Source organism: Pseudonocardia bannensis, assembly GCF_012911875.1.
Taxonomy (GTDB): domain Bacteria; phylum Actinomycetota; class Actinomycetes; order Mycobacteriales; family Pseudonocardiaceae; genus Pseudonocardia; species Pseudonocardia bannensis.
In genome coordinates, this window is sequence record NZ_JAAXKZ010000017.1 from 1 (window position 1) to 14,264 (window position 14,264).

Consider the following 14,264-nt stretch of genomic DNA (forward strand, 5'->3'; position numbering starts at 1 on the left):
GTCTCAGTCCCAGTGTGGCCGGTCGCCCTCTCAGGCCGGCTACCCGTCGTCGCCTTGGTAGGCCATCACCCCACCAACAAGCTGATAGGCCGCGGGCCCATCCCCAGCCGAAAAAACTTTCCACCCCACCCCATGCGAGGCAAGGTCCTATCCGGTATTAGACCCGGTTTCCCAGGCTTATCCCAGAGCTGAGGGCAGGTCACCCACGTGTTACTCACCCGTTCGCCGCTCGTGTACCCCCGAAGAGGCCTTACCGCTCGACTTGCATGTGTTAAGCACGCCGCCAGCGTTCGTCCTGAGCCAGGATCAAACTCTCCAACAAAAACTGGCTCTCACAACCACACCACCCACGGACGGGACCGCGATGGCGCGTCAAACAAACTGGCACAAAAACCAATTCATAAACAAGCTCGACACACTGTTGAGTTCTCAAAAGACACCCGCACACCCTCACCCACCACCAAGCGGGATCCGGGGCCGTGTTCCGTACCAGCCCCACCGTACACCACCCGATCCAAGCGGATCGGCAGGGTCCGACGGGGGCCGCCAGCGGGCCTGTTGACCGAACCCTCAGGGCCCGTTCTGTCCGGCTGTCTCGCTGACAGGAACTAAGTTACGCGCCGACTCGGGGCAGAGTCAAATCGGCCCCCTTCACGGCTCCTGAACTGCGAAAACGCGCCTCAACGGCGGCATTTCAGCAGGTTCTGCGTGCACATCTCCAATGTGTTCCGGGCCACCATTCATGCTTGTTTCGCAGGTGGTTCGAGGTTCTGCACGTGGTGTGTGGCTGTTCCTGCTGCGTGCCGGCGTCCGACGGCGAGACCGGGACCGGGAGGAGGTCCTCCCGAGCTCTACGCCGCGCCTGTCCGCGAGGCGACCCGGGGTGGCATGACCTGCGCTGCCGGTCCAGTCGGGGATCGGCTCCTCGCGCGCCGTGGCGGGGCGTGTCCGGACGGGATCCGACCTGACCCGTGCGCGGGGCCGTGGCACGTCCGGTCGCGGAGTCCGACGGTGTTCCGGTCGGCCCGTGCCGTTGTGGACCTGGGTGCACAGACACGGGGGATCCACGGACTCGATGGGTCGCGGACGGCGCCCGCCGGTCCGGACCTCGTCCACATCGGGTTGTCCGACAGAGCTCAAGCTCCGAACCGGCCGCGCACACGCTCCTCACCGCGGGATGATCGGCCGGTGAGGATCCGCCGCGAGCAGCCCGAAGACGTCACTGCGATTCACGCCGTGCACAGAGCGGCCTTCGCACCCCTCACTCCGGCCGGGGCCCCTGTCGTCGAAGGCCGTCTGGTCGATCAGCTGCGCGCCGGGCCGTGGTGGTTGCCCCAGTTCTCCCTCGTGGCGGTGGCTTCGAACGGGGATGTGGTGGGCCACGTCGTGGCCACGCGCGCCGTGCTGGAACCTGCCGGCACCCCGGTGCTGGGCCTGGGACCGCTCGGCGTGCTTCCCGCGTGGCAGCGGCGGGGAGTCGGCAGCGCGCTGATGGATGCCGTCCTGAGTGCCGCGCAAGCCTGCGACGAGGTGCTGGTCGGTCTCCTCGGGGATCCGGCGTACTACCGCCGTTTCGGCTTCGTGCCCTCGGTCCAGCACCAGGTCGTCGCCCCCGACCCGGCCTGGGGCCCGGCATTCCAGGTCCGGCTGCTGGGGCAGGCCGTCGGCGGTGGGACCTTCCGGTACGCGGAGCCGGTCCAGCACCTCGGCTGACCGCTCCTCTCCGGCGTCCGGCTACCCCTGCGGCACGAGCCGGACCTCGTGGGTGCCGGAGTTCTGGAATCGTTTCCCGATCGTGTCAGTCACCGATGCTCTCGGTGGTCGTTGCTCCATCCGAGGGAGCCCCGATCGGCGTGGTGCTCCGGAGCATTGGGAGCGTGGTCGTGTTCGTAAGTGTGTCGAGGCGGCGAGTGGCCTGCGCAGTGGCCGCGTGTGCCGCAACCGCTGGAGCGGTACTCGCCGCGGTGCCGGGAGTGGCCGCCGCCGGTCCCGCTTCCGACCCGGAGGTCGTCGCCGCATCGGTCGCACCCGACAACGGACGCACCTGCACGACCAGCCGGTTGCCGGTCGACCTCGAACTGGGGCTCCCGCCCACCCCGGGCTCGGACATCGGGGTCCCGGTGGGCGAGGCGCTGGGCCCGCAGGAAGTCGTGGTCAAGCTGTGCCTGCCGGACGGTGAGCCGACCCCCGACACGGTGCAGGTGCTCGTCCACGGCATCACCTACGACCACCGGTACTGGAACATCGCCGACCCCGACGATCCCGAGGGCGACCGCTACTCCTGGGAGGCCGCGGCCGCGAAGGCCGGCTACGCGACGGCCGCGATCGACCGGATCGGCAACGGTGACAGCACCCGTCCGGTCAGCGCGGCGATCAACATCGACTCCAACGCCACCGCTCTGCACCAGGTCGTGCAGGCCCTGCGCGAGGGCCGGGTCGAGGCCCCCGAGAAGAAGTCGACGGCCTTCGACAAGGTCGTTCTGGTGGGCCACTCCTACGGCAGCATGACCAGCTTCACCGAGGCCTCGCGATACCAGGACGTCGACGCCCTGATCCTCACCGGTGTCTCGCACAACATCCGCGAGGTGCAGACCCCGACGAACATCGAGTCCAAGCACTACCCGGCGATCCTCGACCCGCAGTTCGCCGGCAGCGGGTTCGACCCCGGCTACGTCACCAGCCGCCCCGGGACGCGGTACGACCTGTTCTACGCGCCGGGCACCGACGTCGACGAGCGCATCGTCGAGCGGGACGAGGCCACCAAGGGCACGTTCTCCCAGGGCGAGCTCGCGAACTACCCGGTCATCTTCCGCACCCCGCTCGACGTGCGGGCCCCGGTGTTCCTGCTCAACGGCAGCCTCGACGGCATCTTCTGCACCCTGGGCCCGCTGGACCTGGGGGCGCCGTGTGAGACCCCGGAGGCGCTGATCGAGAACGAGCGCCCGTGGTTCGGCCCGAACGTGCCGTCCATCGACGCACACATCACCCCGGACGCCGGCCACGACCTGAACGCCTTCCGCAGCAGCCAGGAGTCGTTCGGCGCAGCGATGGAGTGGCTCAGCGGGAAGGTTCCGGCCACGAGCTGACCCACGACGGCTCGTACGAGCAGGCCAGGGCGCACCGGTTGGGTGCGCCCTGGCCTTCGTCGTTTCCAGGACCGTGATGCGACCGCATCCGGTACCCAGGTACGGGTTCACCGTCGTCGTGCGGGCGCTGATCGTGGCGGTGGGAAGGACGTGGGGCGATGACGTGGGTCCCGGAGACGTGCACGTTGCCGTCGAGCGAGCGGCCGTTGCGGGTCGCCGAGTTCGACGGCGTATTCGCCTCGTCCGTGCGTCCTGCGGTACGGCAGGGCCGGATGTGGCTGCGGCTGTACGTGGCCGGCGGTGACGAGCTCGTCCCACGGTGCGGGAGCTGATCGCCCGGGAAACCGCGTGTTGCTCGTTCTTCACGTTCGACCCTGCGGCCGGCAGAGGGCGGGATGGAGCTGGATGTGCGGGTGCCGGAGTCGTACGTGGCGGTCCTGGACGCACTGGAGCAGCGCGCGGAGGTGGTCCGTACCGGCTCGGGTCCGGTCTCGTGAGCGGTGTGCTGCGGTCAGGGTGCCCGGCCGCAGCGGCCGGGGTCGACGTTCAGACATTGCGGTGCTACGAGCGGCGCGGGTTGCTGCCGGAGCCGCAGCGCTCGCCGGGTGGGCACCGCAAGTACGGGCCGGATGCGGTGACGGTGCTGCGGATCATCCGGGCGCGGCGGCTGGGCTTCACGCTGGACGAGATCGCCGAACTGCTCGAGGTCGGTTCACAGCGCGGGCCACGTCCCGGGCTGCGCGCCCGCGCCGGGGCCGAGATCGCCGAGGTCGCCGAGGTCGCCGAGGTCGACACGACGATCGCGCAGCTGAGCGAGATCCGTCGCTCGCTCGTCGACGTGATCGCCGCCGGGTGCAGCGATCTCACCGAGTGCTCGTGCCGGCCGGAGTGCCCTATCCCGTTCACCGGGCCGGCGCCGTGGGGGCGTGGGCAGGACGTTCGCCGTCACCGACGCCGACGACATCGTTCGCCATGTCCGACGCCGGCAGCGGTCCTTGCGGCCCATCGCCGATCTGAATTGCGCCGATGGGGGCGACAGCGAGCATGTGAGCTGCTCCACACTGACCGGTGACGGCAGTCAGCCCGACACCTCTCGGACCGACCGACCAGAGCTCCGGGACGTGACAGGCCCTCGGCCGCTACCACCTGGAGACGGCGCCGTGTCGACCGATGAACCAGCTGCCGACTTCCTCGAAGACAGGCTCCCGACGGCGGGGCTCGCCGCGCCGCGGACGGGAGCGGGAGGAGGAGCACATGGGATCGAACGCGCACCAGGACGTGCTGGACGCTTTCCACCGCCTCTACTACGACCTCCGCGAACGGACTCGCGAGAACAACTCCTGGCTCGGCGTGAAGATCTGGAAGTGCCCACTGGACCTGTGGGTCTACCAGGAGCTGCTGTACCGGGTCCGGCCTGATCTCGTCGTCGAGACCGGCACGTACAAGGGCGGTAGCGCGTACTTCATGGCGGGCATCTTCGATCTCATGGGCTACGGGCGGGTCCTCACCGTCGACGTCGACGAAGACGGCGACCGGCCCGAGCATGACCGGATCGAGTACGTCACCGGTTCATCCCTGGATCCCGCCGTGCTCGCGCAGGTCCGTGAGGAGGCCGCGCGCAACAAGACCGTGCTGGTCATTCTCGACTCCGACCACCACTGCGACCATGTGCTCGCCGAGCTGCGGGAATACTCCGGGATCGTGACGCCGGGCAGCTATCTCATCGTGGAGGACACCAACATCAACGGCCATCCCGTCCGGGCGGAGTACGGACCGGGCCCGCGGGAAGCGGTCGACATCTTCCTCGCCGACGCGCGGGACTTCGTGCCCGACGCCGCGTGCGAGAAGTTCCTCCTCACCTGGAACGCCGGTGGCTACCTGCGCCGGGTGGGACGACCTGCGGGCAGGTAGACCGAGACGTCCTCCCCCTTGCACGCCGTGTACGGGCGCGCCGGTCTGCGACGGGAGCCGCCAGCGGCCCTCGCCGACGAGCGACCACCGACGGCGCGTCAGCCCTTCGCCGCGGCCACCGCGGCTTCCGCCACGGTGACGTCCTGCTCGACGGAGCCGGCGCTGACGCCGACCGCGCCGACCAGTTCGTCGTCGCGGTAGATCGGGATGCCGCCGCCGAAGGCGACCATCCCGCCCGCGGTCTGCTCCAGGCCGTAGAGCTCGGCGCCGGGCTGGACGAGCGGGGTCAGCGCCGCGGTGGGGGCGTTCATCAGCACCGCCGTCAGCGCCTTGCGCTGGGAGATGTCGATGCTGGCGCGGATGGCGCCGTCCTGCCGGCCGAACGCGAGCAGGTGCCCCCCGGCGTCGACGACGGCGATGTTCATCGGTTGGCCGATCTCCTCGGCCCGGGCGAGCCCGGCGGCCAGGATGCGTTGGGCGTCGGCGAACGTCAGTGTTCCACTCATACGCACAGCAAACCGTGTTCCGGATGGCGGCACAGCCGTCCAACCGTCGAATCCCGGCCAGCGGCGGCGGCCTATGCAACGGACGCGCGGGGTGGTACGTGTCACACGGGACTACGGCTTCCGGTGGCCGGGCCCGCCGACGAAGGGGACACGTTGATGACCCAGAACGCGCCGTCGATCTCGCTCGGCCCCGCCGATTATCCGCTGTCGATCAACCATTCCGAGCTCCTGCGCACGCCGACCGGCAAAGCCCTCTCCGACCTGACGATGGACGCCGTCGTCTCGGGCGAGGTCACCGCCGACGACCTGCGGATCGCGCCGGAAACCCTGCTGCTGCAGGCCCAGCTCGCCGACGCGAGCGACCGGCCGCAGCTGGCGGGCAACTTCCGGCGGGCCGCGGAGATGACCGCGATCCCGGACGCCGAGGTGCTGGAGGTCTACAACGCGCTGCGCCCGCGGGCGTCGAGCAAGGAGCAGCTGCTGGCGATCGCCGAGCGGCTGGAAGGGCACTACGGCGCCGCGGAGTCGGGCGCCCTGGTGCGCGAGGCGGCCGAGGTCTACGAGCGCCGCAACCTGCTGGCCCGGCCCGAGCAGGCCTGAGAGGGGAACCGGAGATGACCGCCACCCAGCCCGCTCCGTCCAACCGCCGGACGTCCCGGCGGACCGAGATCCTCGATAGCCGCCCGGTGAACCTCGACGGCTTCGTCGAGGAGTGGCCCGAGAAGGGCCTCGTCGCGATGGAGAGCGACTTCGACCCCCGCCCGAGCGTCCGGGTCGAGGACGGCCGGATCGTCGAGCTCGACGGCAGGGCGCGCGCCGAGTTCGACTTCATGGACACCTTCATCGCCGACCACGCGATCGACGTCGCGACGACGGAGGCCTCGATGGCCATCCCGTCGGACGAGATCGCCCGCATGCTGATCGACCCGGGCGTCTCCCGCCGCGACGTGCTGGCGGTGACCCGCGGGCTCACCCCGGCGAAGATCCTCGACGTCGTCAAGTTGATGAACGTCGTCGAGATCATGCAGGGGATGCAGAAGATGCGGGCGCGGCGCACGCCCGCGAACCAGGGGCACTCCACCAGCGCCCGGGACAACCCCATCCAGGTCGCCGCGGACGCCGCCGAGGGCGCGCTGCGCGGGTTCGCCGAGCTCGAGACGACGCTGGGTGTGGTTCGCTACGCGCCGCTGGTGGCGATCGCGCTGCAGGTCGGCGCCCAGGTCGGGCGCGGCGGCGTGCTCACCCAGTGCGCGTTGGAGGAGGCCACCGAGCTCGAGCTCGGCATGCGCGGCATCACCGCCTACGCCGAGACGATCTCGATCTACGGCACCGAGTCGGTGTTCGTCGACGGCGACGACACCCCGTGGTCCAAGGCCTTCCTCGCCTCTGCGTACGCCTCGCGCGGCATCAAGATGCGGTTCACCTCGGGCACCGGCTCCGAGGTGCAGATGGGCAACGCCGAGGGCAAGTCCATGCTGTACCTGGAGATCCGCTGCATCCTCATGGCGAAGGGTGCCGGGGTGCAGGGCCTGCAGAACGGCTCGATCAGCTGCATCGGCGTGCCCGGCGCGATGCCGGGCGGGATCCGGGCGGTGGCCGCGGAGAACCTGGTCGCGAGCATGGTCGACCTCGAGTGCGCCTCGGGCAACGACCAGTCGTTCTCGCACTCGGCGATGCGCCGCACGGCGCGGCTGATGCCCCAGCTGCTGCCGGGCACCGACTTCGTCTGCTCCGGCTACTCCGGGGTGCCGAACGCCGACAACATGTTCGCCGGGTCCAACTTCGACACCGACGACTACGACGACTGGAACACCTTCCAGCGCGACCTGCAGGTCGACGGCGGCCTGCGGCACGTCCGGGAGGACGTCATCCTGCAGGTGCGCGAGAAGGCGGCGCGGGCGCTGCAGGCACTGTTCGAGTACCTGGACCTGCCGCCGATCACCGATGCCGAGGTGGAGGCGGCCGTCTACGCCAACTCGTCGAACGACTACCCGCTGCGCGACGTGCTCGCCGACCTCAAGGGCGCGCAGTCGGTGATGGACCGCGGCGTCACCGGCCTCGACCTGGTCAAGGGGCTGGAGGCCACGGGGTTCACCGACGTCGCGGAGAACCTGCTGACCGTGCTGCGCCAGCGGGTGTCCGGCGACCTGCTGCAGACCTCCGCCATCCTCACGCCCGCCTTCGTCCCGCTGTCCGCGATCAACGACGCCAACGACTACGCCGGCCCGGGTACGGGTTACCGGCTGCAGGGCGAGCGCTGGGAGGAGCTCAAGAAGCTCCGTCACGTCACGTCCGCGACCAACCCCGAGACCGAGGTGAGCTGAGCGATGGCCACTCCTGCCACCGAACGCACCGTCAGCCTCCGCGAGACCGGGCCCGCCGAGCGCGGCAGCCGTCCCGACGAGGTCGTGATCGCGCTGTCCCCGGCGTTCGCCGGGGAGTTCACGAAGACGATCGTCGACCTCCCGCACGCCGAGGTGCTGCGCCAGCTGCTGGCCGGCATCGAGGAGCAGGGCGTCACGGCCCGGGTGGTCCGGGTCCGCGACACGGCGGACCTCGCGGCGATCTCCCACCTCGGCGCGAAGCTCTCCGGCTCGGGGATCGCGGTGGGCGTGCTGTCGCGCGGGACGGCGATGATCCACCAGAAGGACCTGCCGCGCCTGTCCAACCTCGAGCTGTTCCCGCAGTCGCCGCTGCTCGACGCCGAGGTGTTCCGGAAGATCGGCTCGAACGCCGCGCGGTACGCCAAGGGCGAGTCGCCCGAGCCGGTCCCGACGCGCAACGACCAGATGGCCCGACCACGCTGGCAGGCCAAGGCGGCGCTGCTGCACCTCAAGGAGTTCGACTGCATCGAGGCCGACCGCGGTCCGGTCGAGGTGAAGCCCGTCTTCGAGCTGAGCCACGCCTAGCCAGGTGGACACGAGGCTGGTCGTCGGGGTCGACGTCGGCAACTCCACCACCGAGGCCTGCCTGGCGCGCGTCGGACCCGACGGGGCGGTGACCTACCTCGGCACCGCCTTGAAGCACACCACCGGCGTCAAGGGCACACCGGAGAACGCCGACGGCGCGGTGGCCGCGGTGCGCGAGGTGCTCGCCCGCGCCGGGGCCACCGTCGGCGAGCTGCACACGGTGCTGCTCAACGAGGCCACGCCGGTGATCAGCGGACTGGCCATGGAGACGATCACCGAGACGATCATCACCGAGTCCACGATGATCGGGCACAACCCGGCCACGCCGGGCGGGGAGGGCCTCGGCGTCGGCGTCACGGTGCCGATCGGGGAACTGCTCGGCGACGGACGCGACAGCGAGCGCCCCGTGATCGTCGTCGTCCCGCACGGCTGGGACTTCGACGACGTGGCGGCCACCCTCAACTCGGCCGTCCGCGACGGGGTGGACGTGGTGGCGGCGGTGCTGGCCGGCGACGACGCGGTGCTGGTCACCAACCGGCTCGAGAAGCGGATCCCGGTGGTCGACGAGGTCGCGGCCGTGGAGAAGGTCCCGGTGGGGATGCTCGCCGCCGTCGAGGTGGCACCTCCCGGGCGAACGATCCGGACGCTGTCGAACTCCTACGGCCTGGCGACCGTGTTCGCACTCGACCCCGCACAGACCCGGCAGGTGTCCCCCGTGGCGAGGGCGCTCACCGGCAACCGGTCCGCGGTCGTCATCCGGACCCCGACCGGGGACGTCACCGACCGGTTGATCCCGGCCGGCGTGCTGGAGCTGCGCGGGGCGGGAAAGACCCTGCGGGTCGAGGTCGACGCCGGGGCCGACGCGATCATGGACACCCTGGCCCGGGCGCAGCCCGTCGACGACGTGCACGGCGAGCCCGGCACCCACGTCGGGGGCATGCTGGCGCAGGTCCGCGACACGATGACCGACGTCACCGGCCAGCCGGCGAGCGAGATCGCCATCCACGACGTGCTGGCCGTCGACACCATCGTCCCCGCCGAGGTGCGCGGCGGGCTGGCCGGCGAGGTCGCGCTGGAGCACGCCGTCGCGCTCGCGGCGATGGTTAGCACGGACCGCAGCCGCATGCAGGCCGTCGCCGACCAGGTCGCCGCGGAGCTGGGCTCCTCGGCGGGGGTCGGCGGGGTGGAGGGCGCGATGGCCGTGCGCGGGGCGCTCACCACGCCCGGTGTCGACCGCCCCGTCGCGGTGATCGACCTCGGTGGCGGCTCGACCGACGCCGCCCTGCTCAGCGCGTCGGGCGAGACCACGGCCGTGCACGTCGCGGGGGCCGGAGAGCTGGTCACCAAGCTCATCGCCTCGGAGCTGGCGCTGGACGACCGGGAGGTGGCCGAGAACGTCAAGCGGTACCCCCTGGGCAAGGTGGAGAGCTTCTACCACCTCCGGCACGAGGACGGCACGGTGGAGTTCGTCGACGAGCCGCTGCCGCCGCACGTGTTCGCGCGGGTCGTGGTGATGACCCCCGACGGGCTGGTCCCGGTGCCCACGCGGCACACCCTCGACGCCGTCCGCCGGGTGCGGCGGGAGGCCAAGCGGCGGGTGTTCTGCGTGAACGCGGTGCGCGCGCTGCGGCAGGTGGCACCGCAGGGCAACCTGCGCGCGCTGGACTTCGTGGTGTTGCTCGGCGGCTCGGCGCTCGACTTCGAGATCCCCGACATGATCGCCGACGCGCTCGCCCCGCACGGGATCGTGTGCGGCACCGGGAACATCCACGGCAGCGAGGGCCCGCGCAACGCGGTGGCGTCCGGGCTGGTGGACGCGTACGCCGAGGAGCCGGGGTGAGCGACAGGCGCGAGGCGGAGCGCCCGTCGGTCGTCATCGGCCGGCACATCGACGCGTTCCCCGGCGTGCTGCGCGAGGTGTGCGCGGGGGCGGAGGAGGAGGGCGTGCCGACCCGCGTCGAGCCCGCCGGGGACCGCGAGGTCCGCGACGCCGCCGCCCTGGCGCATTCGGCCGCGCTGGCCTCCGGGCTGGAGGTCGGCGTCGGCATCGACGCGGGCGGCATCATCGCTGTTCACCACGCCAAGCTGCCGCCGGGAGCCCCGGCCCACGTCACCTCCCCCGGGGCGGGCCCGCCGGACTGGCGGCGCGCGGGCCAGGTGGCCGCCCGGATCGTCACGGGGCTGCCGATCGCGCCCTGAGCACGGCGTGGCGGACCAGCCGGGGGCTCCGGAGCCATCGGCACCGGCCCGAGGTCGAGGCGTCGTGCGGTGTGGGCGGGCGGCCCGCTCCGGCCTGCTTCTCGTCCCTGCTGAGCCGGGTCAGCGAACGGCTGGCCACGTACGAGGAGCAGACCCACCAGGACAAGCGGCATGCCGAAGAGCTCCAGGCCACGGCCGACGATCTTCTCGGCCGCCTCGAGCAGCAGCGCCGGCGGGAGCCGTGGGGCCGGCCTGAGTGCACGCGGCGCCTTCGCGGTTCAGCGATTCGCCGGAAGGGGAATTCCTGCCGTTGGTTCGGTTAGCGGTCGGACCGGCCCACGAATTCGATCGAAGTGGGCCGTGCTCGTGTTACTGAGCGACAGGCACCGCGATGAGCGGAACAAAGACATGAAACCGGTCGTATTGCGCGAGCCGATCGAGCCCGGGCCGACCTGACGCTGCGAACGCAACCCGCGGTCGACGACGAGTCCCGGGCCGACCACCAGGCATTCGACCAGGGCTTCCTCATCGGTGCCGCCGCGGCCAGCCGTGACGTGGACGGTGCACCGGACCCATCGGCGTGACGTCACATCCCGCTACATCAAGAGTCGTCGATTGAAAGTCTCGCTCCTTGGCACTTAAATCTTGGGGATCCTGGAATGATCCAGCGCACCGACCGGCCGGATTCGACAAGGAGCTGGTTATGCCTCAAACACCTCAAGACGTCCTCGCACTCGCACAGGACAGGGCCGCGCGGATCGTGGACCTTCGATTCTGCGACCTTCCCGGGCTGATGCAGCACTTCTCCATCCCCGTGGAGGAGCTCACCGAGGACGGCATCGAGTCGGGCTACGGCTTCGACGGCTCCTCGATCCGCGGGTTCCAGGAGATCCACGAGTCCGACATGCTCCTGATGCCGGACCCGACGACGGCGGTGATGGACCCGTTCCGCGAGGTGCCCACCCTTCAGATCCACTGCTTCGTCGTCGACCCCATGACGCGGGAGAACTACTCACGCGATCCGCGCTACGTCGCCAGGAAGGCGGAGGCCAACCTGCGGGCGACCGGCATCGCCGAGGTCTCCTACTGGGGCCCCGAGCTGGAGTTCTACATCTTCGACGGAGCGCGCTTCGATCAGAACCAGCACGAGGGCTACTACCACATCGAGTCGGTCGAGGGGGTCTGGGCGTCCGGAGACCCGGGGAGCCGCGGCTACCGCCCTCGCTACAAGGAGGGGTACTTCCCGGTACCCCCCATGGACCAGCACCAGGACCTGCGGAGCGAGATGGCCCTGACCCTCATCGAGTTGGGCATCCCCGTCGAAGTCCAGCACCATGAGGTGGGTACTGCCGGCCAGGCCGAGATGGACATGCGCTTCTCATCCCTGCTGGCCATGGCGGACAACGTCATGAACTACAAGTACGTGGTCAAGAGTGTCGCCTGGAGGGCGGGCAAGACCGCCACCTTCATGCCGAAGCCGATCTTCGCCGACAACGGCTCGGGCATGCACGTCCACCAGTCGTTGTGGAGGAACGGGGAGAACCTCTTCTACGACGAGGCGGGGTACGCGGGGCTCAGCGATCTGGCCCGGTACTACATCGGCGGGCTCCTCGAGCACTCTCCTGCGCTGCTGGCGTTCTGCGCACCGACCACCAACTCCTACCGCCGCCTGGTCCCCGGCTACGAGGCGCCGATCAACCTCGTCTACTCCCAGCGCAACCGCTCGGCCTGCGTTCGCATCCCCATGTACATGCAAGGTCCCAAGGCGAAGCGCCTCGAGTACCGCCCTCCCGACCCCACCGCGAACCCCTACCTCGCCTTCTCCGCGATGCTGCAGGCCGGCCTCGACGGGATCCGGAACAAGATCGAGCCGCCGGACCCGATCGACCGGGACCTCTACGAGCTCAAGCCCGAGCAGGCGGTATCGGTGAAGCACGTGCCCGCGTCGCTGGAGGCGGTCCTGGAGGCCCTGGAGGGGGATCACGACTTCCTCGTCGAGGGCGGCGTCTTCACCGACGACCTGATCGAGACCTGGCTGGACTACAAGCGGACCCAGGAGGTCGACCAGATCCGCCTGCGGCCGCACCCCTGGGAGTTCATGCTCTACTACGACCTCTGATCCGAACTCGAAATGCAGATCAGGGCGGCGGTGTGCGTACGACCAATCGGCGGAGCGGCGACTCGACCTCCCCGCCCCGCCGCCCAAACCTCAGACCATCGTGCCGAGCAGCTCGCGGAGGTGCCGGTCGACCTGTGGCATGTACTCGGGGTTGACCGAGAACAGCCCGACGTGGCCGAGCACGTCGTCGAATGACTCGCAGCTCGCTGCCGGCGATCAGTTCCTGCTCGAGCCGGCAGTCCCGAACGGGGAAGAACATGTCCTCGTTGATCGGCATGACCCGTCCCGATCCCATTCCAGATCGTCGTGCAAACGCATTCGGCCAGAGCTCCGAGCAGGATCTACGCGCTGCCGTTACCACAGATGTTGTCACGGACGTGCTGGAGATGTGTCCGCATCAGGTGCTGCGCCAACTGCGCATCCCCGTCGAGCACAGCTGCGACGATCTCCCGATGTTCCCGCAAGTAGGCATCTCGCCGCGCAGCAGTGAAGTTTCTGCGCTTCATGGCGCCCCAGATCGGCTGCGCACGGGAAAGATTGAAGGCGTCGCTGAAGGCGATGAGTAGGCCATTGTGCGTGGCCATGGCAAAACTCCGGTGTAATGCAGCATCCCAGAGTTCGAACTCCTCGTAGCCCCTCGACTTGTCGCCGCCGGCGAGACACCGCTTCATCTCCGCCACATCGGCCTCGGTTGCCGCAGCGATCGCCAGCGGCATCAAGTGCGGCTCGAGCATGATCCGCGCCGCCATGAGCTCGGCTGGGCTGACCTTGAGATCGTGAGTCGGCAGGCCGTTCGGCATCGGTTGAGGAGCCGCCACGAACGTACCTCGTCCCACGTGGCGCACGATCCGGTGGTCAGCCTCGAGGATCTGCAGCGCGCGGCGCACGGTGCTTCGAGTCGCTACTGCCACCTCGGAGAGTTCGCGTTCCGTGGGAAGCTTGGTCCCTGGCTCGAGACCGCCATCGTCGATCATCGCTTGGACGATCGAGAGAACCTTGCCGACATCTCCAACGGCCCAGGTCGAGGAGATCATCCGTGTTTCCCACCTGTCGCCGAGATCGTTCGTGACGAAATGGACCCGCTGCCCGGTGACAGCGCCGGCGGGCCGGCGCGCCGGAGCCGAAACCGAGGCCGGGCGCTGCCGCGAGGCCGGCGATTCACCCCTGGACCTCCGGCATCGTGACCACCAGCCCGTCCAGGTCGTGGGTGATCAGGATCTGGCACGAGAGCCGGGAGCCGCCGTCCACGCCGTCTGCGAACTGGAGAAGGGCCTGTTCGGCTCCCGTGGCTTCCCCCACCTTGTCGCGCCACGGCGCGACGACGTGGACGTGGCAGGTGGCGCACGAGCAGTGTCCACCGCAGTCAGCGTCGATACCGGGGACGTTGTTGCGGATCGCCCCCTTCATGACCGAGGTTCCGACTGGAACGTCCACGACATGCTCCGTCCCGTCGAACTCGACGTAGGTGACCTTGGCCAATGGGCCCACTCCCCTCGATGCGCTCCGACTCGGATCCATCTCCGATGTGCCTACA

General features: G+C 69.7%; 14 protein-coding genes and 1 rRNA gene. 11 read left to right on the forward strand and 4 right to left on the reverse strand.

Features of this window, described 5'->3' with window-relative positions:
- Positions 1 to 322: ribosomal RNA gene (locus HF519_RS07185) — 16S ribosomal RNA — on the reverse strand; the annotation flags it as partial.
- 866 nt (positions 323 to 1,188) lie between these two features.
- On the opposite strand from HF519_RS07185, the gene HF519_RS32715 reads away from it, so the two are divergent.
- From HF519_RS32715 to HF519_RS07210, 5 genes are all read left to right on the forward strand, one after another.
- A complete protein-coding gene (locus tag HF519_RS32715) occupies positions 1,189 to 1,713 on the forward strand; it encodes a GNAT family N-acetyltransferase (protein ID WP_169411370.1) in 525 nt (174 codons plus the stop codon).
- Between the two features lie 260 nt (positions 1,714 to 1,973).
- Positions 1,974 to 3,086 carry an alpha/beta fold hydrolase gene (locus tag HF519_RS07195; RefSeq protein ID WP_169411372.1) on the forward strand — a complete coding sequence of 371 codons (1,113 nt, stop codon included), beginning with the start codon at positions 1,974 to 1,976 and terminating at the stop codon, positions 3,084 to 3,086.
- Between the two features lie 158 nt (positions 3,087 to 3,244).
- Complete coding sequence (locus HF519_RS30295) at positions 3,245 to 3,418, forward strand: hypothetical protein (RefSeq protein ID WP_211169661.1); 174 nt, start codon at positions 3,245 to 3,247, stop codon at positions 3,416 to 3,418.
- A gap of 161 nt (positions 3,419 to 3,579) precedes the next feature.
- Positions 3,580 to 4,158, forward strand: coding sequence for a MerR family transcriptional regulator (locus HF519_RS07205; RefSeq protein ID WP_169411374.1), 579 nt, complete (start codon positions 3,580 to 3,582; stop codon positions 4,156 to 4,158).
- Positions 4,159 to 4,340: 182 nt separating this feature from the next.
- Entirely contained in the window at positions 4,341 to 4,997 is a 657-nt protein-coding gene (locus tag HF519_RS07210; protein ID WP_169411376.1) for a CmcI family methyltransferase, read from the forward strand.
- A 98-nt stretch (positions 4,998 to 5,095) separates the two neighbouring features.
- On the opposite strand, the gene HF519_RS07215 is transcribed toward HF519_RS07210, so the two are convergent.
- Positions 5,096 to 5,503 carry a GlcG/HbpS family heme-binding protein gene (locus HF519_RS07215; protein ID WP_169411378.1) on the reverse strand — a complete coding sequence of 136 codons (408 nt, stop codon included), beginning with the start codon at positions 5,501 to 5,503 and terminating at the stop codon, positions 5,096 to 5,098.
- 156 nt (positions 5,504 to 5,659) lie between these two features.
- Between HF519_RS07215 and HF519_RS07220 the strand changes: the two genes are divergently transcribed.
- The 6 genes from HF519_RS07220 (at position 5,660) to glnA (ending at position 12,730) form a co-directional block, all read left to right on the forward strand.
- On the forward strand, positions 5,660 to 6,103 hold the full coding sequence (locus tag HF519_RS07220) for a diol dehydratase small subunit (protein WP_169411380.1): 444 nt from the start codon (positions 5,660 to 5,662) through the stop codon (positions 6,101 to 6,103).
- Between the two features lie 14 nt (positions 6,104 to 6,117).
- Positions 6,118 to 7,827 (forward strand): propanediol/glycerol family dehydratase large subunit, encoded by a 1,710-nt coding sequence (locus tag HF519_RS07225; RefSeq protein WP_169411382.1) that lies wholly within the window; start codon positions 6,118 to 6,120, stop codon positions 7,825 to 7,827.
- A gap of 3 nt (positions 7,828 to 7,830) precedes the next feature.
- Entirely contained in the window at positions 7,831 to 8,412 is a 582-nt protein-coding gene (locus HF519_RS07230; RefSeq protein ID WP_169411384.1) for a propanediol/glycerol family dehydratase medium subunit, read from the forward strand.
- A 4-nt stretch (positions 8,413 to 8,416) separates the two neighbouring features.
- Entirely contained in the window at positions 8,417 to 10,252 is a 1,836-nt protein-coding gene (locus HF519_RS07235; protein WP_169411386.1) for a diol dehydratase reactivase subunit alpha, read from the forward strand.
- Positions 10,249 to 10,611 (forward strand): glycerol dehydratase reactivase beta/small subunit family protein, encoded by a 363-nt coding sequence (locus tag HF519_RS07240; RefSeq protein ID WP_169411388.1) that lies wholly within the window; start codon positions 10,249 to 10,251, stop codon positions 10,609 to 10,611. The genes HF519_RS07235 and HF519_RS07240 overlap by 4 nt, the downstream gene beginning before the upstream one ends.
- A 703-nt stretch (positions 10,612 to 11,314) precedes the next feature.
- On the forward strand, positions 11,315 to 12,730 hold the full coding sequence (gene glnA, locus HF519_RS07245) for a type I glutamate--ammonia ligase (RefSeq protein WP_169411390.1): 1,416 nt from the start codon (positions 11,315 to 11,317) through the stop codon (positions 12,728 to 12,730).
- A 341-nt stretch (positions 12,731 to 13,071) separates the two neighbouring features.
- Here glnA and HF519_RS07255 read toward each other — a convergent pair whose 3' ends face one another.
- Both HF519_RS07255 and HF519_RS07260 read right to left on the reverse strand, forming a co-directional pair.
- Complete coding sequence (locus HF519_RS07255) at positions 13,072 to 13,764, reverse strand: FadR/GntR family transcriptional regulator (RefSeq protein ID WP_169411392.1); 693 nt, start codon at positions 13,762 to 13,764, stop codon at positions 13,072 to 13,074.
- 124 nt (positions 13,765 to 13,888) lie between these two features.
- Positions 13,889 to 14,248 (reverse strand): 2Fe-2S iron-sulfur cluster-binding protein, encoded by a 360-nt coding sequence (locus HF519_RS07260; protein WP_246242728.1) that lies wholly within the window; start codon positions 14,246 to 14,248, stop codon positions 13,889 to 13,891.
- Positions 14,249 to 14,264: the final 16 nt, after the last annotated feature.

Excerpts from the sequence above, each read along its gene's own strand:
- HF519_RS30295 (WP_211169661.1), top strand. The coding sequence starts at position 3,245 with ATGACGTGGGTCCCGGAGACGTGCACGTTGCCGTCGAGCGAGCGGCCG.
- HF519_RS07220 (WP_169411380.1), top strand. The coding sequence starts at position 5,660 with ATGACCCAGAACGCGCCGTCGATCTCGCTCGGCCCCGCCGATTATCCG.
- HF519_RS07230 (WP_169411384.1), top strand. The coding sequence starts at position 7,831 with ATGGCCACTCCTGCCACCGAACGCACCGTCAGCCTCCGCGAGACCGGG.
- HF519_RS07260 (WP_246242728.1), bottom strand. The coding sequence starts at position 14,248 with ATGGATCCGAGTCGGAGCGCATCGAGGGGAGTGGGCCCATTGGCCAAG.
- HF519_RS07210 (WP_169411376.1), top strand. The coding sequence starts at position 4,341 with ATGGGATCGAACGCGCACCAGGACGTGCTGGACGCTTTCCACCGCCTC.
- HF519_RS07255 (WP_169411392.1), bottom strand. The coding sequence starts at position 13,764 with ATGATCTCCTCGACCTGGGCCGTTGGAGATGTCGGCAAGGTTCTCTCG.
- HF519_RS07225 (WP_169411382.1), top strand. The coding sequence starts at position 6,118 with ATGACCGCCACCCAGCCCGCTCCGTCCAACCGCCGGACGTCCCGGCGG.
- glnA (WP_169411390.1), top strand. The coding sequence starts at position 11,315 with ATGCCTCAAACACCTCAAGACGTCCTCGCACTCGCACAGGACAGGGCC.
- HF519_RS07215 (WP_169411378.1), bottom strand. The coding sequence starts at position 5,503 with ATGAGTGGAACACTGACGTTCGCCGACGCCCAACGCATCCTGGCCGCC.